This window comes from Nocardioides proteolyticus (assembly GCF_051280635.3).
GTDB lineage: Bacteria > Actinomycetota > Actinomycetes > Propionibacteriales > Nocardioidaceae > Nocardioides.
Genome location: NZ_JBNBPO030000022.1, coordinates 58,568 through 83,142, shown reverse-complemented (window position 1 = coordinate 83,142; position 24,575 = coordinate 58,568). Strand labels below are relative to the sequence as shown.

Sequence of the window (24,575 nt, the reverse complement as noted above, 5' to 3'; positions counted from 1 at the left end):
CCGTGGCCGCCGGTGCCCTCGATCGCCCATGCCCGCAGTACTGCGTGTTCGTCGGCGAACTCCACGAGTTGGGCGTAGCCGTCGGCGGTGGCTTCGATGGTGATCTCGGCGAGCACACCGCCGGTCCGCGCATCGACCACGGCGGCAGAGTGGGTCTGGACGTGAGTGTCGACGCCGATGACGACATCGACCACCTCGCGCAGATGGGTCACACTGGTCATGCGTTCTCTCCTTGCCTGGGAGCGGATGTGGTTCCGGTCCGGGGCGGAGATTCGGCAGGACTGTGATGAGACACGACCGGTGCGCGAACACCGGTCGGTCAAGCTCCTGATCAGGCCAGCTGCTCCGACCGGGCCGGGGCCGGTAACCACGAGCGGACAAGTCCCGTCAAAGGCACTGAGCCAGTCAGCCGAAGGGTCACGCTCGCAGTTGCCTGCCCACAGCCCAGCACCATCAGGCTGCGAAGGGAATCCTCACAGTCAGCCGAGGCTGGCCTTGTTGCGCTGGATGGCTCCGAGAACGCCGTTGACGAAGGCCGGTGACTCGTCGGTGGAGAGCTCGCGGACCAGGGCCATGGCCTCGGTCACCGCGACGGTGTCCGGCACGTCCTCGGCCCAGAGCAGCTCCCACACGCCGATCCGCAGCACGTTGCGGTCGACGGCCGGCATCCGAGACAGCGTCCAGTCGGTGGAGAACTCCTCCAGCACCTCGTCGATCCGGGCCCGGTGGTCGGTGACCCCGCGCACGATCGTGGCGGTGTAGGGGTTGCCGGGAGCCTCTGCGTCCGCGGTGACGCGCTCCAGCGCCTCGACGCCCGTCTCACCCCGCATGTCCGCGGAGTAGAGGACGTCGAGCGCCCGCTTGCGCGCCTTGGTGCGAGCTCCCACGCGCCCGGTCAGCCCTTCACGCGGCCGAGGTAGGAGCCACCCTCGCGGGTGTCGACCTTGATCTTCTCGCCCTGGTTGATGAACAGCGGGACCTGGATTTCGTGACCGGTCTCCAGGGTGGCGGGCTTGGTGCGGCCGGTGGCCGAGTCGCCGACGACGCCGGGCTCGGTGTAGGTGACCTCGAGCTCGACGGAGGCGGGCAGCTCGATGAACAGCACCCGGCCGTCGTTGGTGGCGACGATCGCCTCCTGGTTCTCCAGCATGAAGTTCTTGGCGTCGCCCACGATCTCGGGGGCGACCTCGGTCTGCTCGTAGGTGCCGGTGTCCATGAAGACGTAGCTGGTGCCGTCGTTGTAGAGGTACTGCATCGTGCGGCGGTCGACCGTGGCGGTCTCGACCTTGGTGCCGGCGTTGAAGGTCTTGTCGACGATCTTGCCCGACTCGACGTTCTTCAGCTTGGTGCGGACGAACGCGGGACCCTTGCCCGGCTTGACGTGCTGGAACTCCTGCACGGCCCAGAGCTGGCCGTCGATGTTGAGAACCATGCCGTTCTTGAGGTCGTTCGTGGTTGCCATGCCCAGCCTTTTCGATGCAGGTGTCAATGATTCGCACGGTGGTCCGCGCCGAGTACGACGGCCCAGCGGGCCAGCAAGCAAGTCTAGTGGGCCCCGGCGGAAGCGATGAATTCGAGCGCCTGCCGGTAGCCGTCGATGCCCTCCCCGCTGATGGTGGTCGCCGCGAACTGCTCGACGTAGGACCTGTGCCGGAAGGCCTCGGGCCGCTGCTTCGGCTCGGAGATGTGCACCTCGACCAGCGGTGCGGTGAGCTGGGCGCAGGCGTCGTGCAGGGCCAGCGAGTAGTGGGTCCACGCGGCGGCGTTGAGCACGACCGGGGTCCCCTCGTCCGCGGCGTCGTTGAGCCAGTCGAGCAGCCGGCCCTCGTGGTTGGTCTGCCGGACCTCCACCGCCAGGCCCAGCTCGCCGCCCCATCGCACACAGAGGTCCGCGAGCTCGGCGTGGGTGGTGTGCCCGTAGATCTCGGGCTGCCGGCGGCCCAGCCGGCCGAGGTTGGGCCCGTTGAGCACCAGCACCCGCGTCGCGGTCACGAGGCACCGCCGGGGGCGAGCGCCGCGTAGGCGGCGCGGAGGTCGTCCTCGGACGGTCCGGCGAGCACCCGCGGCCGCGCCAGGTCGTCGAGGACCACGAACCGGAGCTGGTTGCCGCGTGCCTTCTTGTCCACCCGCATCGTGGCGAGCAGCGCGTCGAAGTCGGCACCGTCGAAGGTGGTCGGCAGCCCGACCCGGCCGAGGACCGCGCGGTGCCGGTCGGCGAGCTCACGCGGGAGGCTGCCGGCCCGGGCGGCCAGCTCGGCGACGTACACGCAGCCGATCGCGACGGCCTCGCCATGACGGATGCCGTAGTCGGTGGCCTTCTCGATCGCGTGCGCGAGCGTGTGCCCGTAGTTGAGGACCTCGCGGCCCGGGTGCCCGGCCTCGCCGCCACGCTCCCTCAGGTCCCCGGCGACCACGTCGGCCTTGACCCGGATGGCCCGCTCGACCAGCTCCCGCAGCACCGGCGAGCCGGGGCCGAGGGTGGCGGGATCGGTCTGCTCGACCAGCTCCAGTATCCGGGGATCGGAGATGAACCCGCACTTGACCACCTCGCCGAGACCGGCCACCAGCTCCGCCCGCGGCAGCGTCTCGAGCAGCGCCAGGTCACACAGCACCCCGACGGGCTCGTGGAAGGAGCCGACGAGGTTCTTGCCGGCCGGGGTGTTGATGCCGGTCTTGCCGCCGACGGCGGCGTCGACCATCGCGAGCAGCGTCGTCGGCACGTGGAGCACGGCCACGCCGCGAAGCCACGTGGCCGCGACGAACCCGCCGAGGTCGGTCGTGGCGCCGCCGCCGAGCGTGACCACGGCGTCGGACCGGGTGAAGCCCTCCTCGCCCAGCTCCTCCCAGCAGGCGGCCGCGACCTCCCAGCTCTTCGACTCCTCCCCGTCGGGCACCTGCAGCACGACGCCGTCGAGTCCGTCGAGCAGCTCGCCGAACGGCTCCAGCAGGTGCTCGAGCGACTCGGGGCAGATCACCGCGACCCGCTGGACGCCCTCGGGCAGCAGCGCCGGCAGCCGGTCGAGCACGCCGTGCCCCACCACGACGTCGTACGGCGCCGCGGTGGCGACCCGGATCGTGGTGGGCCCGCTCATGCCTGCTCCTCCGGCGCCGGGGCGGGCCGGACCCGGGCGACCACCTCGGCGGCCACGTCCTCGGGAGCCCGCCCGTCGGTGTCGACGGTCAGCCGGGCGATCCCCTGGTAGACCGGCGTCCGCTCGTCGAGCAGCTGCTTGATGCGGGCGCGGACGTTGCCGAGGAGCAGCGGCCGGCCGACGCCGAGGCCGACCCGCTTCACGGCGTCGGCGAGCCCGACCCGGAGGAAGACCACCTGGTGCGGTGCCAGCAGGGCCTGGGTCGCCGGGTCGAGGACCGCTCCCCCGCCGAGGGACAGCACGCCGTCGTGGTCGGCGAGCGCCGCGGCGACCACCTCCCGCTCCATCGCCCGGAAGGCCGCCTCGCCGTCGTCGACGAAGATCTCCTGCACCGGCTTGCCGGCGCGCTGCTCGACGAGGTGGTCGGTGTCGGCGAACCCGACGCCGAGGCTCGCGGCCACCAGCTCTCCGACCGTCGTCTTGCCTGCGCCCATCGTGCCGACGAGGACGCACACCGGACCGCTGCTCACGGGCGGGTCACCGGTAGCGGAGGGTGTCGAGGTAGGACTGGGCGTTGCGGCGGGTCTCCGACACCGCGTCACCGCCGAACTTCTCGAGCACGGCGTCGGCCAGCACCAGGGCGACCATCGCCTCGGCGACGATCCCGGCGGCCGGCACGGCGCACACGTCGGAGCGCTGGTGGTGGGCGACGGTCTCCTCGCCGGTGGCCACGTCGACGGTCCGCAGGGCCCGCGGCACGGTGGCGATCGGCTTCATCGCGGCGCGGACCCGCAGCACCTCGCCCGTGGTCATGCCGCCCTCGGTGCCACCGGAGCGGCCGGACACCCGGCGCAGGCCCTCCTCGGTGGGGACGATCTCGTCGTGGGCGAGGGAACCCGGGGTCGCGGCGAGCTCGAAGCCGTCGCCGACCTCGACGCCCTTGATCGCCTGGATGCCCATCAGCGCGCCGGCGAGGCGGGCGTCCAGGCGCCGGTCCCAGTGCACGTGCGACCCCAGCCCCGGTGGCAGGCCGTGGACCACCACCTCGACGACGCCGCCGAGGGTGTCGCCGTCCTTGTGGGCCTGGTCGATCCGCTCGACCATCAGCTTCGAGCCGTCGGGGTCCAGACAGCGGACCGGGTCCTCGTCGAGGCGGGCGACGTCGCCCGGCTCGGGCAGGTCGGTGGTGGGCGTGCGGACCCCGCCGATCTCGAGGACGTGGCTCACGACACGGGCGCCGACGGCCTGCTCGAGGAAGTTGCTCGCGACGCGGCCGAGCGCCACCCGCGCGGCGGTCTCCCGGGCCGAGGCGCGCTCGAGGATCGGCCGCGCGTCGTCGAAGGCGTACTTCTGCATGCCGGCCAGGTCCGCGTGCCCGGGGCGGGGCCGGGTCAGCGGGGCGTTGCGCGCCATCCCCTCGAGCACGGCCGGGTCCACCGGGTCGGCCGCCATCACGGTCTCCCACTTGGGCCACTCGGTGTTGCCGACCTGGATCGCGACCGGTCCGCCCTGGGTGCGGCCGTGCCGGACACCGCCGACGACCGTCACCTCGTCGGCCTCGAACTTCATCCGCGCGCCCCGGCCGTAGCCGAGGCGCCGGCGGGCGAGTGCGTCGGAGATGTCGTCGGTGGTGACCTCGACGTGGGCCGGAAGGCCCTCGAGGATCGCCACCAGGGAGGGGCCGTGGGACTCCCCCGCGGTCAGCCAGCGCAACATGGGCACCAGTCTCCCACGGTCGGCCGCCGCGCCCGTCCGGGCGGTCTAGAGCCGGACAAGCACCTGGCCCACGACGACCGCGACCACCGCGCCGACCGCGAGGGAGGGACCGAACGGCACCCGCCTGCGGATCATCGCGCCGCGGCGGCCCATCGGCAGCATCGCCAGGACGCCGACCACCGCCGCGGCCACCACCGAGGTCAGCACCGTGGTGAGGCCGAGGGGCCCGAGCGCCAGCCCCAGCAGCGCACCGAGCCGGACGTCGCCGAACGCCATGATCCGCGGACTGATCAGCCACAGCAGGCCGTAGTAGCCACCGAGCGCGACGAAGCCCGTCGCCGCGAGCGCCAGCCACCGCCAGTCCCACTCCACGAGGGCCGCCAGCCCCACCAGCACCGCGACCAGGGCGTACGACGGCCGGATCAGCCGGGCGGGGAGGTACCAGGTGACGAAGTCGATCACGGTGAGGGCACAGCCCACGGGGATCAGCGGCAGCAGCCAGGCCAGCGGCCACTCCCAGCCGAGGGCGCCGCCGACCGCCGCGCCGGCGACCGCACAGGCGACGGCCGACCGCCACGCCAGGCCGGGCCGGGCTGCCAGCTCGGCGAACCGCACGTGGTCGGGGAAGTCCTCCGGGTTCTCGTCCGGGTCCGGTGCCGGCTCGGGGCAGAGCGCGACCAGCCGCGGGACGAGCAGCCCGCCGGCCAGTCCGACGAGCGCGCCGACGAGGGCGGCGACCAGGTGCATGCGCGGGAACCTATCGGGCCCGGAGCGCCCGTTCGCCCGCCGCCCGGAGCACCGCGACCGGTGCCTCCTCGGCGGTGAAGAGGGCGAACTGCAGCAGCGCCTGGTGGACGAGCAGGTCGAGGCCGGAGACGAGCACCTGACCGCGCTCGACCGCCGCGGCGGCGACCGGGGTCGGCCAGGGGTGGTAGACGACCTCGAAGACCACGGTCGCGGAGGAGGTGGCGGCCACCACCTGCTCGGTCTGCCCGGCGACCGGCACGGTCGAGACCACGACCTCGCCGACGACCTCCGCGCCGGCGCTCCCCCCGGGGAGCGGGAGCACCTCGACCTCCACCCCCCGCGGGTGCCGGCCGATCGCGGCGGCTGCCGCCCCGGCGCGCGCCGGGTCGCGGACGAGGAGGCGGATCGTCCGCGCCCCGAGCTCGGCCAGCGCCAGGCCGGTCGAGGCGGCGGTGGCACCGCCGCCGATGACCGTGCCGGCGGTGACCGGCCCGTCGTAGCGCTCGCGGATCGCCGCGACCGCCCCCGGGAGGTCGGTGTTGTCGGCCCCCCACGCACCCCCCTGCCGGACCAGGGTGTTGGCGCCGCCGGCCAGCACGGCTCGGTCGCTCACCGTCGCGGCGAGCTCCAGGGCCTCCCGCTTGAGCGGCGCGGTCACCGACAGGCCACGCCAGTCCGCGCCGAGGCCGGCGACGAAGTCGGCCAGCCCTCCCTGGGACACCTGCACGGCGTCGTACGTCAGGGACAGGCCGAGCGCGTCGTAGCCGGCCCGGTGCAGGGCGGGCGAGAGCGAGTGCGCGACCGGATCGCCCACGACCGCGCAGCGCAGCGGTCCCGTCATCAGCAGGTCGACGGGTCGAGCGGCTCGTGCTGGTTGTGCTCCTCGAGCGTGGCGGAGAACTCGGTCGTGCCATCGCAGTCGACCGTCACCCAGTAGACCCAGTCACCCTCGGCCGGGTTGAGCGCCGCCTGGATCGCCTGCTCCCCCGGTGAGCCGATCGGCCCCGGCGGCAGTCCCGGATGGGCGTAGGTGTTGTAGGGGGAGTCGGTCAGGTCCGCCAGGGGCGCGATCAGCTTCGAGGGGTCGCGCGTGCCGAGGGCGTAGAGCACGGACGCGTCGATCTGCAGCAGCCCGTTGGTGCCGCCGCCGTTGGGCAGCTCGAGCCGGTTGTAGATCGCCCGCGCGATCTTCGGCATGTCGTCGCCGCGCCCCTCCGCCTCGACGAGGCTGGCGACGGTCATGATCTCCTCGGGCGTGTAGCCCTCACCGAGCGAGGCGCCGACCGCCTCGATGTCGTTGTCGCCGAGCGCCTGCTCGTAGCGCGCGACCATCTCCCGGAGCATGTCGACCGGCTTGTCGGCGGGACTGAAGTTGTACGTCGCCGGGAACAGGTAGCCCTCCGGGTTGCCGCCGGCGTACGACGGCAGGTTGATCGCCTTCGGACGATCGAGCAGCCGCTCGAACTGGCGGGCGGAGAACTCGGTCTCCTCGGCGAGCCGGGCGACGATCTGGTCGACGGTGAAGCCCTCGGGGATCGTCACCGTGGTGGTGACCACGTTGCCCGGGTCGACCAGGACCTCGACCGCGTCCTCGGCCTTCATCTTCTTCTTCATCAGGTAGGTGCCGGCCTGGATGCTGGTCGACCGGTCGTTGGCCGCGGCCGCCTCCACGAACGCCTCGGAGGAGGCCACCACATCGAGCTCCTCGAGCTCGGCGCCCATCGACGCCACGGACTGGCCCGGGTCGATCACCACGGTGACCTCTCCCTCGCCCGGACCGGAGTAGTCCTCGGCGCCGGCGAACATGTCGCGGACGTCGGAGATCGCGCCGCGTGCGAACCACGCCGTCACGGCGACGAACAGCACGATGACCAGCAGGATCGGCAGGCAGCCCGACCGCTGCTTGCGGCCCGCGCGCCGGCGGCCTGGCTCGTGCCTCCCGTCGTCGGCGATCAGCTCGGGCAGGACCGGCGGCTCACTCATGGGTCTCCTCGGCGTCCTCGGCTGGGTGCGTGGGGGCTGTCGATGCCGCGCCCGGGTCTGGCTCCACCAGCTCGCCCGGAGGCCGGCCTGTGGTCCGCTCGACGTCGAGCGCCTGCTGCAGGATCACGACGGCCGCGACCTGGTCGACCACGGCACGGCGCTTCGCACCCTTGCGCTGGTCGCGCAGCATAGCCTCCGCGGTCACGGTGGTGAGCCGCTCGTCGACCAGGCGCACCGGGACCGGCGCCACCCGCCGGGCGAGCCGGCGGGCGAACTCGCGGGTCTTGGCGGCCGCCGGTCCCTCGCCACCGGAGAGCGATCGCGGCAGCCCGACGACCACCTCGACCGCCTCCTCGGCGGCCGCGATCTGGTGGATCCGGCGCAGATCGCCCTTCCCGCGGCGCACGGTCTCGACCGGCGTGGCGAGGACCGCCGACGGGTCGCTGCGGGCCACGCCGATCCGGGCGTCGCCGGGATCGACACCGAGCCGGACGCCGCGCCGCACCGTCGCCTCAGGCCTGCGCCACCGCGGCGGACACGGCTGCGAGCGCCTCGTCGATCCGGCTGCTGTCGGTGCCGCCTCCCTGGGCGACGTCCGCCTTCCCGCCCCCGCGGCCGTCGACGTAGGGGGCCACCGTGCGCACCATGTCGTTGGCGGAGAGCCCGCGGTCCTGGGCGGCCTGGTTGAGGGCGGCCACCACCGACACCTTGCCGTCGGCGGACCCGATCACCACGACCACACCGGGGAGGTCGCCCGGCAGCCGGCCCCGCACGTCGAGGGCGAGCGTGCGGACGTCGCCGGCCGCGGCGCCGTCGACCCGGTGGGCCACCACCTTGACGCCGCCGACGTCGGCGGCACCCGCCGCCAGGTCGCCCCCGGCGGCGAGGAGCTGGGCCATCCGGATCCGCTCCATCTCCTTCTCGGTGCGACGCAGCCGCTCCACGAGGTCGCCCACCCGGCCGACGAGGTCGTCGGGCTGCGCCTTGAGCAGCGTGGACAGCTGCTGCACCACGTCGCGCTCCCGCGCGAGGTAGGCGAAGCCCTCGACTCCGGTGAGCGCCTCGATCCGGCGGTTCCCTGAGCCGACGCTCGCCTCACCGGTGACCACGATGGTGCCGACCTGGCTGGCGTGGTCGACGTGCGTGCCGCCGCACAGCTCGCGCGACCACGGTCCGCCGATCTCCACGACGCGGACCTTCTGGTCGTCGTAGGTCTCCCCGAAGAGCGCCAGGGCGCCCCAGTCGCGCGCCTCCTTCAGCGTCATGTACTGCCAGCCGACCGGCAGGTCCGCCCGCAGCGCGTGGTTGGAGACCTCCTCGATCCGGCGCACCTGCTCCGGAGCGAGCGCGTTGAGCCAGCCGAAGTCGAGTCGCAGGTAGCCCGGGCGGTTGTAGGAGCCGGACTGCAGCGCCGTCGGGCCGAGCACCTCGCGCAGCGCCGCGTGCACGATGTGGGTGCCGGAGTGGGCCTGGCGCGCGCCGGTACGCCACTCGGGGTCCACCTTGGCGTGCAGCCTCGCGTCGCCGCCGAGCTCGCCCTCGACGACCCGGACCTGGTGCACCACCAGGCCACGCACCGGACGCTGGACGTCGAGCACCTCCAGCCGGCCGCCGTCGAACTCGATCACGCCGGCGTCGGCGACCTGGCCGCCCGACTCGGCGTAGAAGGGGGTGCGGTCGAGCACGACCTCGCCGACCTCGCCCTCGCCGAGCGAGCGCACCGCGGCGCCCTCCTTGATCACGGCGAGCGGACGCGACTCCGTCTCGAGCGTCTCGTAGGCGAGCCACTCGGTGGGGCCGTGCTCGTCGAGGATCCCGCGATAGACGCCGGTGTCGGCGTGCTGGCCCTTCTTCGCCCGCGCGTCGGCCTTCGCCCGCTCGCGCTGCTCGGCCATCAGCTGCCGGAAGCCCGGCTCGTCGACCTGGAGGCCGGCCTCGGCCGCCATCTCCAGGGTCAGGTCGATCGGGAAGCCGTAGGTGTCGTGCAGCGCGAACGCGCGGTCGCCGGGGATCGTCGCGGAGCCGGCCCTGCGGACCTCGCCGGCCGCCAGGTCGAAGATCTGGGTGCCCGCCTGGAGCGTCTTGCGGAACGCCTCCTCCTCGGCGAACGCCACCTGCGAGATGCGGTCCCAGTCGGTGTGCAGCTCGGGATAGCTCTCGCCCATGCGGTCGCGCGAGACCGGCAGCAGCTCCGGCAGCGCCGGGTCGTCGTACCCGAGGAGGCGGACGTTGCGCACGGCGCGACGCAGCAGCCGGCGCAGCACGTAGCCGCGGCCCTCGTTGCCCGGCGTGACGCCGTCGCCGATCAGCATCAGCGAGCTGCGCACGTGGTCGGCGATGACCCGGAACCGTACGTCGACCAGCGGGTCCGCCCCAGGCGCGTCGTACTTCTTGCCGGTGAGCTCCATGGCCTTCTCGATGACCGGGAAGACCACGTCGGTCTCGTACATGTTGTGCTTGCCCTGCAGCAGGTAGGCCACCCGCTCCAGACCCATGCCGGTGTCGATGTTCTTGCTGGGCAGCGGCCCGTCGACGTCGAAGTCGTCCTTGGCACGGACCGCGCTGAGGTTGTCCTGCATGAAGACGAGGTTCCAGATCTCCAGGAACCGGTCCTCGTCGGCGTCAGGTCCGCCGTCGGGGCCGTACTCCGGTCCTCGGTCGACGTAGATCTCGCTGCACGGGCCGCCCGGGCCGGGCACCCCCATGTTCCAGTAGTTGTCCTTGAGCCCACGCAGCTGGATGCGCTCCTCGGGCAGTCCGGCGACGCGCTTCCACAGCTCTCGGGCCTCGGTGTCCTCGGGCAGCACGGTGACCCAGATCGTGTCCGGGTCGAACCCGAGGCCGCCGCCGGCCTGGTCGCCGGTGACCAGCTCCCAGGCGTACTGGATCGCGCCTTCCTTGAAGTAGTCGCCGAAGGAGAAGTTGCCGTTCATCTGGAAGAAGGTGCCGTGGCGGGTGGTCTTGCCGACCTCCTCGATGTCGAGGGTCCGCACGCACTTCTGGACGCTCGCCGCGCGTGGGAACGGCGCCGTCTCCTGGCCGAGGAAGTACGGCTTGAAGGGCACCATGCCGGCGTTGACGAACAGCAGGTTGGGGTCGTCGAGGAGCAGCGACGCGGAGGGCATCACCGTGTGGCCGCGCGCCTCGAAGTGCGCGAGGAACCGGTTGCGGATCTCCGCGCTGCTCAGGTAGCGGTCGGTCATCGGGTGCCTTCCTCGGTGCTGCTCGGGTTGCTGCGGTCGTGGATCGCGGGGCGGCCGGCGCCCCCGGCGGCGAGCGCCGCCGGACCGCGGGCTGCGGGACGGTAGCGCTCGCGAAGCTGCGCCTCCGCGTCGGCGCTGCCCTGGGCGACCTCTTCCCGGAGCATGCGGGCGCCGACGAACACCGCCCCGACGCGGTCGCGCATGCCGTCGACGGTGAAGGCCTCCACGATCCGCTTCGCCCGCACGACGCCGTACGCACCCGCAGCGGCGCCGGCGGCGAACCAGACGCCCGCTCTCACGAGGGCACCTCCAGGCCGGCCCGCTGGCGGGCCTCCCACTCGCGCCGCGCCTGGCGCAGGTCGTGGCGACGCTGCTTGCGGGCCCGCTTGACCTCACGCCTCATCTCGAGCCGCACGCGGTGGCGCACCTCGGGCGAGAGCGCGCGACGCAGTCCTGCCGCGAGGGACGCGGTGCGGATCACGCTCTCCCGGAGCACGATGTCGGCGAAGACCGGGACCGGTACGACGCGGGCGGGCGCCGGCCCGCCGTCCTCCGCGAGACCGGTGATGACGTACTCGCGGTCGTCGACGACGGTCACCGGCCGCCGGGCGGGGACGCCCGAGGGCTCGGCCCGAGCCCGCAGCTGCTCCTCGATCGCGCCCAGCTGCTCGCGCAGGGCCTCGGCGTCCGCGGCCGCGGAGGCGAGCAGCTGCTCGGTGCGACGGCGCGAGCGTCGGACCGACGCGACGAGGAGGATCGCCACGAGTCCGAGGGCCGCCAGGCCGACGAGGGTCGCGACGACCAGCCAGATCGGCACGGCGAGCTCGTTGGTCACGACGGGCAAGCCTACTTCCCGCGGATCAGGCGGCGAACCCGCTCCCACCGCTGCTTCACCGCGGCCTCGGCGCCGAGCTCGGTCGGCCGGTAGTAGCGGGCGTCGGCGACGACGTCGGGGGCGTACTGCTGCTCGGCCACGCCGAAGGGCGCGTCGTGGCTGTAGACGTAGCCCTTGCCGTGCCCGAGGCTCTTCGCACCTGCGTAGTGGGCGTCGCGGAGGTGCGCCGGCACCGCGCCGATCCGGCCGGCGCGGACGTCGGCGACGGCCTCGCCGATCGCGGTCGTCACGGCGTTGGACTTCGGCGCGACGGCCAGCGCGATCGTGGCGTGGGCGAGGGTCAGCCGTGCCTCGGGCATCCCGATCAGCTGCACGGTCTGTGCGGCCGCGACCGCCGTGGGCAACGCCGTGGGGTCTGCCAGGCCGATGTCCTCGCTGGCGAGGATCATCAGCCGCCGGGCGATGAACCGAGGGTCCTCCCCCGCCTCCGTCATCCGGGCCAGGTAGTGGAGCGCCGCATCGACGTCGGAGCCGCGGACCGACTTGATGAAGGCCGAGATCACGTCGTAGTGCTGGTCGCCGTCCCGGTCGTAGCGGACGGCGGCCTGGTCGGCCGCGGTCTCCGCGGTCGCGACGTCGATGACCAGCGGCTCGTCTCCCCGCGCTCCCCCTGCCTTGGCGGCCGCAGCGCCGGCCGCCGCCTCGAGGTAGGTCAGCGACCGGCGGGCGTCGCCGCCGGCGAGCCGCACGATGTGCCTCCGCGCCTCGTCCTCGAGCACGAACCGCCCTGCCAGGCCGCGCTCGTCCGCGACCGCCCGGTCGACCACCTCCTCGACGTCGGCGTCGGTCAGCGGCTGGAGCCGGAGCAGCAGGCTGCGGGAGAGCAGCGGCGAGATGACGCTGAAGGACGGGTTCTCCGTGGTCGCCGCGACGAGCGTGACCCACCGGTTCTCGACCCCTGGCAGGAGCGCGTCCTGCTGGGCCTTGCTGAACCGGTGGACCTCGTCGACGAAGAGCACCGTCTCCTCACCGGTCCGGACCAGGCTGGCCCGCGCGGACTCGATGGCCGCGCGCACCTCCTTGACGCCGGCCGAGACCGCCGAGACCTCGATGAAGCGCCGACCCGTCTGCTGGCTGATGATCGAGGCGATCGTCGTCTTCCCCGTGCCCGGCGGCCCCCACAGCAGCAGCGACAGCGACTGGTCGCCCTCGACCAGCTGCCGCAGCGGGGAACCGGGCGCCCGGAGGTGCCCCTGGCCGACCAGCTCGTCGAGGCCCCGCGGCCGCATCCGTACGGCGAGCGGCGCCGCCGCGTGCGTCGCGTCGGCCAGCGACCCGCCCGACGACGCGCTCCTGCCGGAGGGCGTGTCGAACAGCTGGGGCTCGGAGTCCACGGGGTGACTCTAGGGAACGGCTCCTACGCCCGGCCGATCGACTTCTTGTCGAGGTCGAACCAGGTGTCGGCATAGCCCGACTGGTCGACGAGGTCGCTGCTCGGGCTCGCACCCGGATCGGGGCGCCCCTCCGCGTCCACGCCGAGGAGACCGGCCGTGAGCGGCGCCCGCGGGTGCTCGCCGAGTCGCCCGGGGAAGTGGCAGGCCACCTTGTGACGCTTGCCGATCTGCAGCAGCGGCGGCTCGTGCCGGGCGCAGATCTCCTGGGCGATCGGGCACCGGGTCCGGAACCGACAGCCCGACGGCGGGTCGATCGGGCTCGGCACGTCGCCGGTCAGCTCGATCCGGTCCCGTCGTCCGCCGATGGCCGCCTGACGCACGTCCGGCACCGCCGAGAGGAGCGCCTGCGTGTAGGGGTGGTGGGCGTGGTTGTAGATCCGGTCCCGCTCGCCGATCTCGACGATCTTGCCGAGATACATCACCGCGACCTCGGGGCAGAAGTGCCGGACGATCGCGAGGTCGTGGGCGACGAAGAGGAACGCGACGTCGAACTCCCGCTGGATGTCCTTGAGCAGGTTGATGACCTGCGCCTGGATCGACACGTCGAGCGCGGACACCGGCTCGTCCGCGACGAGCAGCTTCGGCCTGAGGGTGAGTGCCCGGGCGATGCCGATGCGCTGGCGCTGACCACCGGAGAACTCGTGGGGGTAGCGGTTGTAGTGCTCGGGGTTGAGGCCCACCACCTCCAGCAGCTCCTGGACCCGCGACAGGATCTGCCCCTTCGGCACCACCTTGTGGATCGCCAGCGGCGCACCGATGATCGAGCCAACCGTGTGCCTCGGGTTCAACGAGCTGTAGGGATCCTGGAAGATCATCTGGATCTCCCGCCGCAGCGGCTTCAGCTGGCGGGGCGGGAGCTTCCCGATGTCCCGGCCGTCGAAGACGATGGACCCGGCCGTCGGCTCGTAGAGGCGCGTGATCAGCCGGCCCGTCGTCGACTTGCCGCAGCCGGACTCACCCACCAGTCCGAGGGATCCGGCCGCCTCGATCTGGAAACTCACGCCGTCGACCGCCTGCACGTGGCCGAGCGTCCGGCGGAACAGACCCGGCGACTTGACGGGGAAGTACATCCGCAGGTCCTTGACGTCCAGGATCGGCGCCGCGCCGTTCCCCTTGGTCGTCGTCGGCGCACCCTGCGCCTGTGCCTCGATGCTGGTCATCAGCGCTCCTCCGCCAGTTCGGGCGCGAGCTCCGGCAGGACCTCGGCCTCGTAGATCGCCTCGGGGTCGGGCAGGTGGCACCGCTTGGTGTGGTCGGGGCCCCGCTGGCCGGGCACCAGCGCCGGCAGCTCGGTGTAGCAGAGGTCCCCGGGCACCTTGTCCTTGTGCCGGCACCGGGGATGGAACGGGCAGCCCGAGGGCGGGCTGAGCAGGCTCGGCGGGGCACCGGGGATGGGCACCAGCGCCTGGTCCACGTCGGCGAGGAGGTCGGGGACGCTCGACAGCAGACCCCAGGTGTACGGCATCTCCGGGTGCGTGAGGATCTCCCGGCTCGGGCCGTACTCGACCGCCCGGCCGGCGTACATCACCAGGACGTCGTCGGCCATCTCCGCCACGACGCCGAGGTCGTGGGTGATCAGGATGATCGCGGTGTCGAACTCGCGCTGCAGCTGCTGCAGCAGGTCGAGGATCTGGGCCTGCACCGTGACGTCCAGCGCCGTCGTCGGCTCGTCGGCGATGACCAGGTCGGGGTCGTTGATCAGCGCCATCGCGATCATCGCCCGCTGGCGCATGCCGCCCGAGAACTGGTGGGGATAGTCGTCGACCCGGCGGTCCGGCTGCGGGATCCCGACCAGCTCCATCATCTCGATGACGCGCTGCCGGGCGGCCTTGCGGCTGACGTCGTGGTGGACGCGGTAGGCCTCGGCGATCTGGTTGCCGACCCGGTAGTAGGGGTGCAGCGCCGAGAGCGGGTCCTGGAAGATCATCGCGACGTCCTTGCCGCGCTTGCGCCGCATCTCCTCGCCGGTGAGGTCGAGCAGGTTGACTCCGTCGAGCAGGATCTCGCCGCTGACGTCGGCGTTCGTTCCGCGGTGCAGCCCGAGAATGGCCGAGCTCGACACCGACTTGCCCGAGCCGGACTCGCCGACGATCCCGAGCGTCTTGCCCTTGTCGAGGCTGTAGGAGAGGCCGTCGGTGGCCTTCACGATCCCGTCCGCGGTCGGGAAGTGCACCTTCAGGTCCTTGACCGTCAGGAACTTGTCCATGGTGTCCTCCCCCCTCATCCGAGCCGGACCCGGGGATCGATGAAGGCGTAAGCGATGTCGACGATGATGTTGAGCAGGATCACGAAGGCGGCCGCGACCAAGACCACGCCGACGATGATGGGCAGGTCCCAGGCTGCTGACGCCTGGACCGTGATCAGGCCCAGGCCCGCGTAGTCGAAGACGGTCTCGGTGATGATCGAGCCGCCGAGCAGTGTCGCGAAGTCGAGCCCGGTCATCGTGACCAGCGGGGTGAGCGCTGCACGGAGCCCGTGCTTGGTCAGCACCTTCCGCCCCTTGAGGCCCTTGGCCTTGGCGGTCCGGATGTAGTCCTCGCTCATCGACTCGAGCACGAACGCCCGCGTCATCCGGACGTAGCTGGCGAGGAACAGCAGGGCCAGGCTGAACCCCGGCAGGAAGAGGTTGCCGAGCCAGGCACCCACACCGCCCTCGGCGATGCTGGTGTACTCCGGATAGGGCAGGATCTCCCACTTGATCACCACGAAGGTGAGCAGGAAGACGGCGACGAAGAACGACGGGAACGCGTAGGCGACCAGGGTCGCGCCGACGATGCTGCGATCCAGGAACGAGCCCTTCGTGATCGCCGCCAGGATGCCGAACGACACCCCGCCGATGAGCCACAGCACCAGCGCCATGATCGAGATGGAGGCGGTGATCGGGATCGCGTCGGCGATCTCCTCGTTGACGGTCTTGGCGTTGTGGTGGGAGTAGCCCAGGCACGGCGCTGCGCAGTGCGTCACGATCTCGGGCGCCGCGGCCCGCAGCTCCGGGTCGGCGGGGAAGTCACGGCCGACGACGAGGCCCTTCATGAACGAGGACCACTGGACGTGGAGCGGCTTGTCGTAGCCGAGCGCCTTCTGAGTCTGCGCGATCTGCGACTCGCTGCACTGCTTGCCGCACGCGAGGCGCGCCTGGTCGACCGGAGCCGCGAAGAAGAGGACGAAGGTGATGATCGTGACGGCGAACAGCAGCAGGAGGCCGACCGCACATCGGCGCAGGGCGTAGGCCCACATCGAAGGATCCTGTCTCAGTCTCGGTGCCCGCCGCGGCGGTGCACGGAACGTTAGGTGGTGGCCGGTCCGGCGAGCCCTCGCCCGTCCGGACCGGCCGCGGTCGCCGGACGCACGTCATCGCGACGCGCGCCCGGCGACCTCCAGTCGAGTGCTGCTACCTGCTCACTGCTCGACGCCGATCAGCCCGATCTCCGGGTACGACGACGACGCGGCGGTGGTGGTGAAGCCGGTCACCTTCGAGCCGTGCAGCCAGTTGAACTTCTGCACGTCGAGCGGGATGTAGGCGACGTCCTCACCGAGCACCTTGTCGGCCTCCTGCAGGAACCCGATCTGCTCCTCGATGGTCGCGGCGTTTGCGGCCTGGTCGACGAGCGAGTTGAACTCGTCGGACTTGTAGCAACCGTAGTTGTTGTTGCAGGACGTGGCCGAGATGTTCGGCCGGCTGTCGAACAGCGGCGGCAGCACCGTCATCATCGACGGCCAGTCGGCGCCCCAGCCTGCCCACGCGACGTCGGTGTCCTTGTCGGGGTCGGCGATCACGTCGTAGTAGGTGTCGGACAGCCCGTCGAGCTCGACCTTGAAGCCGGCCTCGTCCCAGGCCTCCTTCACGATCGACATCGCCTTGTCGTAGGTCGGCGACTTCTGGTAGCTGAGCTTGATCGGGTACGGCGTCTTCACGCCGGCCTCCTCGAGCAGCTGCTTCGCGGCCTCGGGGTCACCGTTGTTGTCGTTGTCGCCCTCGAAGGCCGGGTTGGGCTGGTAGCCGGTGAGCGACGGGTTCACGATCGTCTCGGCCGGGACGGCGACCTTCTCGCCGCCGAGCGCCTTGTTGTAGGCGACCGAGTTCAGGCCCACGACGAGCGCCTCACGGACCTTGGGGTTGGTGAGGGTCTTGTGGTTGATCGAGAAGTAGTCGACGTACGGCGACTCCACGTTGATGTAGCGCTCCTGGACGCGCTCGTTGCCGTCGACCGCCTTGAGCTGCGCCGGGGTCAGGCGGGCGCTGGTGATGGCACGCTGGTCGTCGCCGGAGTCCTTGATCAGCCGCTCGTTGTAGAGCTCACCGGCGTCGTCGGAGGTGCTGACCTGCCAGTCGATCCGGTCGGGCAGCGCCAGGCGCAGCGTCTCCGGGTCGTCGGTCGACGGGTCGTACTCCGGGTTGCGGACCAGGGTCGCCCCCTTGTTCTTGTCCCAGACGCCGCCCTCGACCTTGTAGGGGCCGTTGGAGAGGACCTTCCACTGGGACTTGTCGCCCTCGTCGAAGGACTCCTTGTAGGGGTCGGTCATCATCATGCCGGCCACGGCGAGCGGGAAGTCAGCCCACGGCTTGTTGAACCGGAAGGTGATGGTGCGGTCGTCGCACGTCACGGCCTTGTCGTACATCGCCTGCTGCTCCGGCGTCGCCTTGTAGGGGCCGGGGTACTGCGAGGAGCCGTCGGGCTTGGTCGGGATGTCCAGGTAGCTGAGGGTGTAGTTCGGGCCACCGGTGATCACGTCGTTGGCGAAGACGCGCGAGGTGCCGTACTTCACGTCCTCACAGGTGATGTCGCTGCCGTCCTCCCACTTCACGCCGTCCTTGAGGGTGAACGACCAGACCTTGCCGCCCTCCTCGGCGGTGCCGGTGTCGGTCGCGAGGTCCGGGACGGGCGTGTTCGCCTCTTCGGCGTCCTCCGACATCGGGAAGCCGAGCAGGCCCCGGTAGAGGGTGCGCCGCCACTGGGCGAGCTGGACGCCGTAGTAGATGCGCTGGGGGTCGGCGCTCTCGAAGGCGAAGTGCTGGAGGTAGACGAGCTCGCCGCCCTTCTCCCCCTCCTGCCCGGCGCCGTTCCCGGATCCACCGTCACCGCCGCAGGCGGCGAGGGTGCTGAACGCCAGGGCACTGGCGGCCGCGCCCACCATCGCCCTCTTCAGTTTGATACCCATTTCTTCCTCCTTGGATGTGCTGCGCAGAGTGCGGCGGCACGTTCGGCGGCGAGCTGCCGTCGAAGCCTGGTTGTCGTCCCGAGTCGGTCGGTCAGCGGTCACCCTTGGGATCGAGCGCGTCACGAAGGCCGTCGCCGAGCAGGTTGAAGCTCACGACGATGATCGCGATGGCGGCGGCGGGGACGACGAAGTACACGAAGTCGGTCGATGCGTAGCGGAGCGAGTCACGCAGGATGTTGCCGAGCGTCGGCGTCGGCGGCGTGATGCCGACGCCGAGGTAGGACAGGGCCGCCTCCGCGGACACGAAGGCCGGCATCAGCAGGGTGAAGGTCACCAGGATCGGCGCCCACAGGTTGGGCAGGATCTCGCGGAAGTAGATGCGCATCCGGCTCGCACCCATCAGCTGGGCGGCGTGGACGAACTCGCGCTCCCGGATCGAGAGCACCTGGCCCCGGACGATGCGGGCGATGCTCGTCCACCCGAACAGGCCCAGCACCAGGATGATGTAGGCGCCGGCCGAGAGGTTGCCGTGCGGGATGTTGACGACCTCCTCCAGGAAGAGGATGCCGACGCTCGAGAGCGCCAGCAGCATCAGCGTCTGCGGGAACGCCAGCGTCAGGTCGATGAAGCGACCGATGATCGAGTCGGCCCAGCCGCCGGCCGCCCCGGAGACGATGCCGAGGACCACCCCGATGACCATCGAGATCGCGGCGGCGGCGATCGAGATCATCAGCGAGAACGTCGTGCCGTACCAGACCCGCGAGAGGGTGTCGCGGCCGAGGCCCGGCTCGATGCCGAGCCAGTGGTCGGCCGAGATCCCGCCCCAGCGCTGGATCGGGAAGCCGTACTCGTCGAGCAGGTCCTGGTTGGACTGGAACGGGTGGATGATCCAGCCGAGCTTGACCAGGATCGGGGCGGCCAGGGCCGCGAGGAAGAACAGCAGCACGACGATCAGCGCCGCCATGGAGAGCTTGTCCTTGCGGAACCGCTCCATGGCCAGCCGGGTCGGCGACCGGCCGACGATCTCCTTGCCCTCGAGCTTCGCACCGTCGCCGGGACCCTGGAAGTGGCTGTCGATCTCGCTGCCGATTCCGGTCATGCCCACCTCATCGTTCTGGTCCCGAGGGCGTGGCCGCTGCGCCGACGCCGGGTGCGACTCTAGGTGAGGTGGACCACCGCGTTGGTCACCAGCGGATAACGATCTGGTCTCGACCGCCCGGCAAACCGTCCGGTGGAAGCCGGTCAGCCCTGTGGTTCGTTCTCCGGCTTGGCGTCCACACCGGCTTCCTTCCGCTGCTCCGGCGTGATCGGCGCAGGAGCGGCGGTCAGCGGGTCGTACCCCCCGCCGGTCTTCGGGAACGCGATCACGTCGCGGATCGACTCTGTGCCCGCGAGGAGCGCGACCACGCGGTCCCAGCCGAACGCGATGCCGCCGTGGGGCGGGGCGCCGTACTTGAACGCCTCGAGCAGGAAGCCGAACTTCTCCTCGGCCTCGTCCTCGCTGATGCCCATCACCTCGAAGACGCGCTTCTGGACGTCCTCACGGTGGATTCGGATGGAGCCGCCACCGATCTCGTTGCCGTTGCAGACGATGTCGTAGGCCCAGGCCAGCGCACTGCCAGGGTCCTGGTCGAAGCGCTCGAGGTCCTGCGGGCTGGTGAACGCGTGGTGCACGGCCGTCCACGCGCCACCGCCGACGGCGACGTCACCGGCAGCGGTCGCCTCGTCGGCCGGCTCGAAGAGCGGCGCGTCGACGACCCAGAGGAAGCTCCACGCGTTCTCGTCGAGCAGGCCCGTGCGCCGGCCGATCTCCAGCCGGGCCGCGCCCAGCAGCGACCGGCTGGCCTTGACCGCGCCCGCTGCGAAGAAGATGCAGTCGCCGCGCTCCGCGCCCACGTGCGCGACGATGCCGGCCCGCTCCTCCTCGGAGAGGTTCTTCGCGACGGGACCGCTGAGCTCACCGTCCTCGCCGACGAGGATGTACGCCAGGCCGCGGGCACCGCGCTGCTTGGCCCAGTCCTGCCACGCGTCCAGCTGCTTGCGGGGCTGGCCGGCGCCGCCGGGCATGACCACGGCGCCGACGTACTGCGCGTTCTGCGGCGAGAAGACCCGGAATGGCGTCTCCTCGAAGAACTCGGTGCAGTCGACCAGCTCCAGACCCATCCGGAGGTCGGGCTTGTCGGAGCCGTAGCGGGCCATCGCCTCGGCGTAGGTCATCCGCGGCAGCGGGGTGGGCACGTCGACGCCGATCAACCGCCACAGCGCGGCCACGATCTCCTCGCCCAGGGCGATCACGTCGTCCTGGGTCACGAAGCTCATCTCGATGTCGAGCTGGGTGAACTCCGGCTGCCGGTCGGCACGGAAGTCCTCGTCGCGGTAGCAGCGCGCGATCTGGTAGTAGCGCTCCATCCCGGCGACCATCAGCAGCTGCTTGAACAGCTGGGGGCTCTGCGGGAGGGCGTACCAGCTGCCCGGCTGGAGGCGGGCGGGCACCAGGAAGTCGCGGGCCCCCTCCGGGGTGGAGCGGGTCAGCGTCGGCGTCTCGATCTCGACGAAGTCGTGGGCGGCGAGCACGTCGCGTGCGGCCTTGTTGACCCGGCTCCGCAACCGGATCGCGTCGCCCGGACCGCTGCGCCGCAGGTCGAGATAGCGGTGGCGCAGGCGTGCCTCCTCCCCCACGTCGACGTGGTCGCTGATCGGGAAGGGCAGCGGCGCGGCGGCGCTGAGCACCTCGACGTCGCTCGCGACGACCTCGACCTGACCGGTGGGCAGGTTGGGGTTCTCGTTGCCCTCCAGGCGGGCGACGACCTCGCCGGTCACCTTCAGGCAGTACTCGGCACGGAGGCTGTGGGCCACGGCCTCGTCCCGGATGACCACCTGCACCACGCCGCTGGCCTCGCGCAGGTCGATGAACGCGACGCCGCCGTGATCGCGCCGGTTGGCGACCCACCCCGCGAGGGTGACGGTCTGGCCGACGTGGTCGGCGCGCAGGGCGCCGGCGTCATGGGTGCGGATCACGAGCGGGTCTCCTCGGTGTTGGTGATGACGGTGGGTCGCAGGTCCTCCGAGGGAGGCTGCCAGGTCGCGGGATCGGCGGCGACCTGCTCCCCGCTGCGGATGTCCTTGACCTCCGAGCCGAACCAGACGAACGGGATGCCGCGCCGCTCGGCGTGCCGGATCTGCTTGCCGAACTTCGCCGCACTGGGCGACACCTCGCACGGCACCCCGTTGCGGCGCAGGGCGGTGGCGATGGCGTCGGCGTCGCCCCGTTCGTCCTCGTTGCTCACCGCGACGAGCACCACGCTGGGCACGGAGCGGTCCGCGCTGAGCAGCCCCCTGCCGACCAGGGGCACCAGCACCCGGCTGAGGCCCAGCGAGATGCCGACGCCGGGATAGGTGGTGCGGCCGTCGGAGGCCAGCGCGTCGTAGCGGCCGCCGGAGCAGATGGAGCCGAGGGACTCGTGACCGTCTAGCCGGGTCTCGAACACCGTCCCGGTGTAGTAGTCCAGGCCGCGGGCGATGGAGAGGTCGGCCTCGATCCGGGTCCGCTCCGTGGCGAGCGGCGCGCAGGCGCGCACCAGGGTGGCGAGCTCGTCGAGCCCCTCGTCGAGGAGCTCGTGCTCCACGCCGAGGGCCCGCACCCGCGCGACGAAGGAGTCGTCGACGGACGTGATCGTCGCCAGCCGCAGGCACTGGTCGGCCTGGTCACCGGTCAGTCCGGCCTCGTCGACCAGCAAGGTGCGCACCTGGGCTTCGTCCAGCTTGTCGAGCTTGTCGACCAGCCGCATCACCTCGTCGATCCCTTCAGCGGGAACACCGAGACCGGCGTAGAAGCCCTGGATCAGCTTGCGGTTGTTGACCTGGAGCCGGAAGCCGGGGAGGAAGTCGAGCTGGGCCAGCGCCTCCAGCATCACCCGGGCCACCTCGACGTCGTGGTGGAACGGCAGCTCGTCTCGGCCGACGATGTCGATGTCGGCCTGGGTGAACTCCCGGAACCGGCCCTCCTGGGGCCGCTCGCCGCGCCACACCTTCTGGATCTGGTAGCGGCGGAAGGGGAACTCCAGCTTCCCGGCGTTCTCCAGCACGTAGCGGGCGAACGGGACCGTCAGGTCGAAGTGGAGGCCGATGCCCTTGTCGCGCGAGGAGTCCTCGTCCTGCAGCCGGCGCAGGACGTAGACCTCCTTGGAGGTGTCGCCCTTGCGGAGCAGCTGGTCCATCGGCTCGACGGCGCGGGTCTCGATGTTGGCGAACCCGTGGAGCTCGAACGTGCGGGCCAGCGCCGCGATCACCTGCTGCTCGACCTGCCGCTGGGCAGGCAGGAACTCGGGGAACCCGCTGAGCGGGGTGGGTTTCGCCATCGGTCAGAGTCCTCGCGAAGCTCGGCCCGTGGACCCGGAGTCGGCGAGGTCCAGCAGGAAGGGGTTGGTCGCACGCTCGCGGCCGATCGACGTCTGCTCGCCATGGCCGGGCAGCACCACGATGTCGTCGGCGAGGGGCAGCACCTTGGTCTCCAGCGAGCGCAGCATGGTGGCGTGGTCGCCGCCGGGCAGGTCGGTGCGCCCGATGGAGCCTGCGAAGAGCAGGTCGCCGGAGAACATCACCTCGGAGATCTCCGCCTGCACCGCGGAGTACGGCGTCCGGAACGTCACCGATCCCTCGGTGTGGCCCGGCGTGTGGTCGACCACGAACCGCAGGCCGGCCAGCTCCAGCTCGGCGCCGTCGGCGAGCTCCGCCACGTCGTCGGGCTCGGTGAACTCGTAGTCGCCGCCCAGCAGCATCCCGGCGGACTCGCGGGAGATGCCGGCCATCGGGTCGGTGAGCAGGTGGCGGTCGTCGGGGTGGATCCAGGCGGTGGCGTCGTACGCGCCGGCGACGGGGGTGACCGACCACATGTGGTCGAGATGGCCGTGGGTCAGCAGCACGGCGACGGGCTTGAGGCGGTGCTCGCGGACCACCTCGGCGACGCCGGACGCGGCGTCCTTGCCGGGATCGATCACCACGCACTCCGAGCCGGCGCCGGTGGCCGCGACGTAGCAGTTGGTGCCCCACGGTCCGGCGGGGAAGGCGGCGATCAGCACCGAGCCAGCGTATCGGGCGGGGCGTCTCGCACGCCGGACGGGGAGGCAGCGCCTAACATGGCCGACTGTGACTACCTCCGACTGGGGCCGCGTCGGCGACGACGGCACCGTCTATGTGAAGACAGCCGACGGCGAGCGGGCGGTCGGGCAGATGCCCGACGCGTCACCCGAGGAGGCGTTGGCGTTCTACACCAGGCGCTACGACAACCTCGCCCTGGAGGTCGACCTGCTGCACCGGCGGGTGCTCACCGGCGTGCTGTCGCCCGAGGAGGCCACCTCGGCCGTGAAGATGGTCCGCGAGCAGCTGGTGGACGCGCACGCCGTGGGCGACCTGGCGGCGCTCGGGCGCAAGCTCGACGAGCTCGGCCCGGTCATCGCCACCCAGCGCGACGCCCGCAAGGCCGAGAAGGCCCAGCGGGCGTCCGAGGCACGGGACAAGAAGGAGCAGCTCGCGGTCGAGGCCGAGCGGATCGCCGCCGGCCGGGACTGGAAGAACGGCGCCAACCGGCTGCGTGAGCTGCTCGAGCAGTGGAAGCAGCTGCCGCGCATCGACAAGGCCTCCGACGACGAGCTCTGGAAGCGGTTCAGTTCCGCGCGGTCGGCGTACACCAAGGCCCGCAAGGCGCACTTCGCCGAGCAGGACGAGAAGCGCGACGCCGCCCGGGTGGTCAAGGAGCGCCTCGCCAGGGAGGCCGAGGCACTCGCCGACTCCACCGACTGGGGGCCGACGGCCGGCCGCTACCGGGACCTGATGCGGGAGTGGAAGGCCGCCGGCCCCGCGCCGAAGGCGGTCGACGACGAGCTGTGGAAGCGGTTCCGGGGGGCGCAGGACAAGTTCTTCGGGGCGCGCGACGAGGCCAACGCCGCCCTCGACACCGAGTTCGCCGCCAACGCCGAGGTCAAGGAGCAGCTCCTGGTCGAGGCCGAGGCGCTGCTGGGCCCGCTGAAGGAGACCGGCGACGTCGCCGCCGCCAAGGCCGCCTTCCGCGACATCGCCGAGCGCTGGGACGCGGCCGGCAAGGTGCCCCGCGCCCGGATCAAGGAGCTCGAGGGCCGGATGCGCACCGTCGAGCAGGCGATCCGCAAGGCCGAGGACGAGCAGTGGCGCAAGTCCGACCCGGAGAAGTCCGCCCGCGCGGACGACATGATCTCCAAGCTCGAGGCCGCCATCGCCGACGCCGAGGCCAAGCTCGAGGCCGCCCGCGCCAAGGGCGACGCCCGGAAGGTGCGCGAGCTGGAGGAGAACTTGGAAGGCCGCCGCTCCTTCCTGGAGATGGCGAAGCGGGCTGCGGCCGACTACAGCTGAG

The 24,575-nt window shown here is 71.6% G+C and carries 23 protein-coding genes and 1 pseudogene; 1 reads left to right on the top strand and 23 read right to left on the bottom strand.

The annotated features are described in order from the left end of the window. From ACPOLA_RS14125 to ACPOLA_RS14015, 23 genes and pseudogenes are all read right to left on the bottom strand, one after another. A pseudogene (locus ACPOLA_RS14125) lies at nucleotides 1–221 on the bottom strand (hypothetical protein); the annotation flags it as partial. Between the two features lie 258 nt (nucleotides 222–479). Then, a complete protein-coding gene (gene nusB, locus ACPOLA_RS14120; RefSeq protein ID WP_435771075.1) occupies nucleotides 480–887 on the bottom strand; it encodes a transcription antitermination factor NusB in 408 nt (135 codons plus the stop codon). An 8-nt stretch (nucleotides 888–895) separates the two neighbouring features. After that, entirely contained in the window at nucleotides 896–1,462 is a 567-nt protein-coding gene (gene efp, locus ACPOLA_RS14115) for an elongation factor P (RefSeq protein WP_435771074.1), read from the bottom strand. Nucleotides 1,463–1,545: 83 nt separating this feature from the next. After that, nucleotides 1,546–1,992, bottom strand: a complete 447-nt coding sequence (locus tag ACPOLA_RS14110; RefSeq protein WP_435771073.1) for a type II 3-dehydroquinate dehydratase — start codon at nucleotides 1,990–1,992, stop codon at nucleotides 1,546–1,548. Beyond that, nucleotides 1,989–3,092 (bottom strand): 3-dehydroquinate synthase, encoded by a 1,104-nt coding sequence (aroB, locus tag ACPOLA_RS14105; RefSeq protein WP_435771072.1) that lies wholly within the window; start codon nucleotides 3,090–3,092, stop codon nucleotides 1,989–1,991. Before aroB ends, ACPOLA_RS14110 begins: the two co-directional genes overlap by 4 nt. Then, entirely contained in the window at nucleotides 3,089–3,622 is a 534-nt protein-coding gene (locus ACPOLA_RS14100) for a shikimate kinase (RefSeq protein WP_435771071.1), read from the bottom strand. The genes aroB and ACPOLA_RS14100 overlap by 4 nt, the downstream gene beginning before the upstream one ends. Before the next feature lie 7 nt (nucleotides 3,623–3,629). Beyond that, the gene (gene aroC, locus ACPOLA_RS14095; protein ID WP_435771070.1) at nucleotides 3,630–4,808 is read right to left on the bottom strand and encodes a chorismate synthase; all 1,179 of its coding nucleotides are present in this window, start codon (nucleotides 4,806–4,808) and stop codon (nucleotides 3,630–3,632) included. 45 nt (nucleotides 4,809–4,853) lie between these two features. Then, nucleotides 4,854–5,555: a hypothetical protein gene (locus tag ACPOLA_RS14090; protein WP_435771069.1), complete on the bottom strand. Its 702-nt coding sequence runs from the start codon at nucleotides 5,553–5,555 to the stop codon at nucleotides 4,854–4,856. A 10-nt stretch (nucleotides 5,556–5,565) separates the two neighbouring features. Beyond that, nucleotides 5,566–6,396 carry a shikimate dehydrogenase gene (locus ACPOLA_RS14085; RefSeq protein WP_435771068.1) on the bottom strand — a complete coding sequence of 277 codons (831 nt, stop codon included), beginning with the start codon at nucleotides 6,394–6,396 and terminating at the stop codon, nucleotides 5,566–5,568. Continuing rightward, the gene (mltG, locus tag ACPOLA_RS14080) at nucleotides 6,396–7,538 is read right to left on the bottom strand and encodes an endolytic transglycosylase MltG (protein ID WP_435771067.1); all 1,143 of its coding nucleotides are present in this window, start codon (nucleotides 7,536–7,538) and stop codon (nucleotides 6,396–6,398) included. Before mltG ends, ACPOLA_RS14085 begins: the two co-directional genes overlap by 1 nt. Beyond that, complete coding sequence (gene ruvX / locus ACPOLA_RS14075) at nucleotides 7,531–8,043, bottom strand: Holliday junction resolvase RuvX (RefSeq protein WP_435771066.1); 513 nt, start codon at nucleotides 8,041–8,043, stop codon at nucleotides 7,531–7,533. Before ruvX ends, mltG begins: the two co-directional genes overlap by 8 nt. Before the next feature lie 7 nt (nucleotides 8,044–8,050). Further along, nucleotides 8,051–10,741, bottom strand: coding sequence for an alanine--tRNA ligase (gene alaS, locus ACPOLA_RS14070; protein WP_435771065.1), 2,691 nt, complete (start codon nucleotides 10,739–10,741; stop codon nucleotides 8,051–8,053). Further along, a complete protein-coding gene (locus ACPOLA_RS14065; RefSeq protein WP_435771064.1) occupies nucleotides 10,738–11,040 on the bottom strand; it encodes a DUF6167 family protein in 303 nt (100 codons plus the stop codon). Before ACPOLA_RS14065 ends, alaS begins: the two co-directional genes overlap by 4 nt. Further along, nucleotides 11,037–11,576, bottom strand: coding sequence for a hypothetical protein (locus ACPOLA_RS14060; RefSeq protein WP_435771063.1), 540 nt, complete (start codon nucleotides 11,574–11,576; stop codon nucleotides 11,037–11,039). The genes ACPOLA_RS14065 and ACPOLA_RS14060 overlap by 4 nt, the downstream gene beginning before the upstream one ends. Nucleotides 11,577–11,587: 11 nt before the next feature. Continuing rightward, a complete protein-coding gene (locus tag ACPOLA_RS14055; protein WP_435771062.1) occupies nucleotides 11,588–12,970 on the bottom strand; it encodes a replication-associated recombination protein A in 1,383 nt (460 codons plus the stop codon). A gap of 23 nt (nucleotides 12,971–12,993) precedes the next feature. Further along, the gene (locus ACPOLA_RS14050) at nucleotides 12,994–14,190 is read right to left on the bottom strand and encodes an ABC transporter ATP-binding protein (RefSeq protein ID WP_435771061.1); all 1,197 of its coding nucleotides are present in this window, start codon (nucleotides 14,188–14,190) and stop codon (nucleotides 12,994–12,996) included. Beyond that, on the bottom strand, nucleotides 14,190–15,236 hold the full coding sequence (locus ACPOLA_RS14045; protein ID WP_435771060.1) for an ABC transporter ATP-binding protein: 1,047 nt from the start codon (nucleotides 15,234–15,236) through the stop codon (nucleotides 14,190–14,192). Before ACPOLA_RS14045 ends, ACPOLA_RS14050 begins: the two co-directional genes overlap by 1 nt. 14 nt (nucleotides 15,237–15,250) lie before the next feature. Then, entirely contained in the window at nucleotides 15,251–16,267 is a 1,017-nt protein-coding gene (locus ACPOLA_RS14040; protein ID WP_435771059.1) for an ABC transporter permease, read from the bottom strand. Nucleotides 16,268–16,429: 162 nt separating this feature from the next. Further along, nucleotides 16,430–18,190, bottom strand: a complete 1,761-nt coding sequence (locus ACPOLA_RS14035; RefSeq protein ID WP_435771058.1) for an ABC transporter substrate-binding protein — start codon at nucleotides 18,188–18,190, stop codon at nucleotides 16,430–16,432. Between the two features lie 91 nt (nucleotides 18,191–18,281). After that, a complete protein-coding gene (locus ACPOLA_RS14030; RefSeq protein WP_435771057.1) occupies nucleotides 18,282–19,289 on the bottom strand; it encodes an ABC transporter permease in 1,008 nt (335 codons plus the stop codon). 143 nt (nucleotides 19,290–19,432) lie between these two features. After that, entirely contained in the window at nucleotides 19,433–21,208 is a 1,776-nt protein-coding gene (gene aspS, locus ACPOLA_RS14025) for an aspartate--tRNA ligase (RefSeq protein WP_435771056.1), read from the bottom strand. Continuing rightward, nucleotides 21,205–22,548 carry a histidine--tRNA ligase gene (gene hisS / locus ACPOLA_RS14020; protein ID WP_435771055.1) on the bottom strand — a complete coding sequence of 448 codons (1,344 nt, stop codon included), beginning with the start codon at nucleotides 22,546–22,548 and terminating at the stop codon, nucleotides 21,205–21,207. Before hisS ends, aspS begins: the two co-directional genes overlap by 4 nt. Before the next feature lie 3 nt (nucleotides 22,549–22,551). Further along, nucleotides 22,552–23,268 carry an MBL fold metallo-hydrolase gene (locus ACPOLA_RS14015; protein ID WP_435771054.1) on the bottom strand — a complete coding sequence of 239 codons (717 nt, stop codon included), beginning with the start codon at nucleotides 23,266–23,268 and terminating at the stop codon, nucleotides 22,552–22,554. A gap of 67 nt (nucleotides 23,269–23,335) precedes the next feature. Here ACPOLA_RS14015 and ACPOLA_RS14010 point away from each other — a divergent pair, with 67 nt between their 5' ends. Further along, the gene (locus ACPOLA_RS14010; RefSeq protein WP_435771053.1) at nucleotides 23,336–24,574 is read left to right on the top strand and encodes a DUF349 domain-containing protein; all 1,239 of its coding nucleotides are present in this window, start codon (nucleotides 23,336–23,338) and stop codon (nucleotides 24,572–24,574) included. The last annotated feature ends 1 nt before the right edge of the window (nucleotide 24,575 follow it).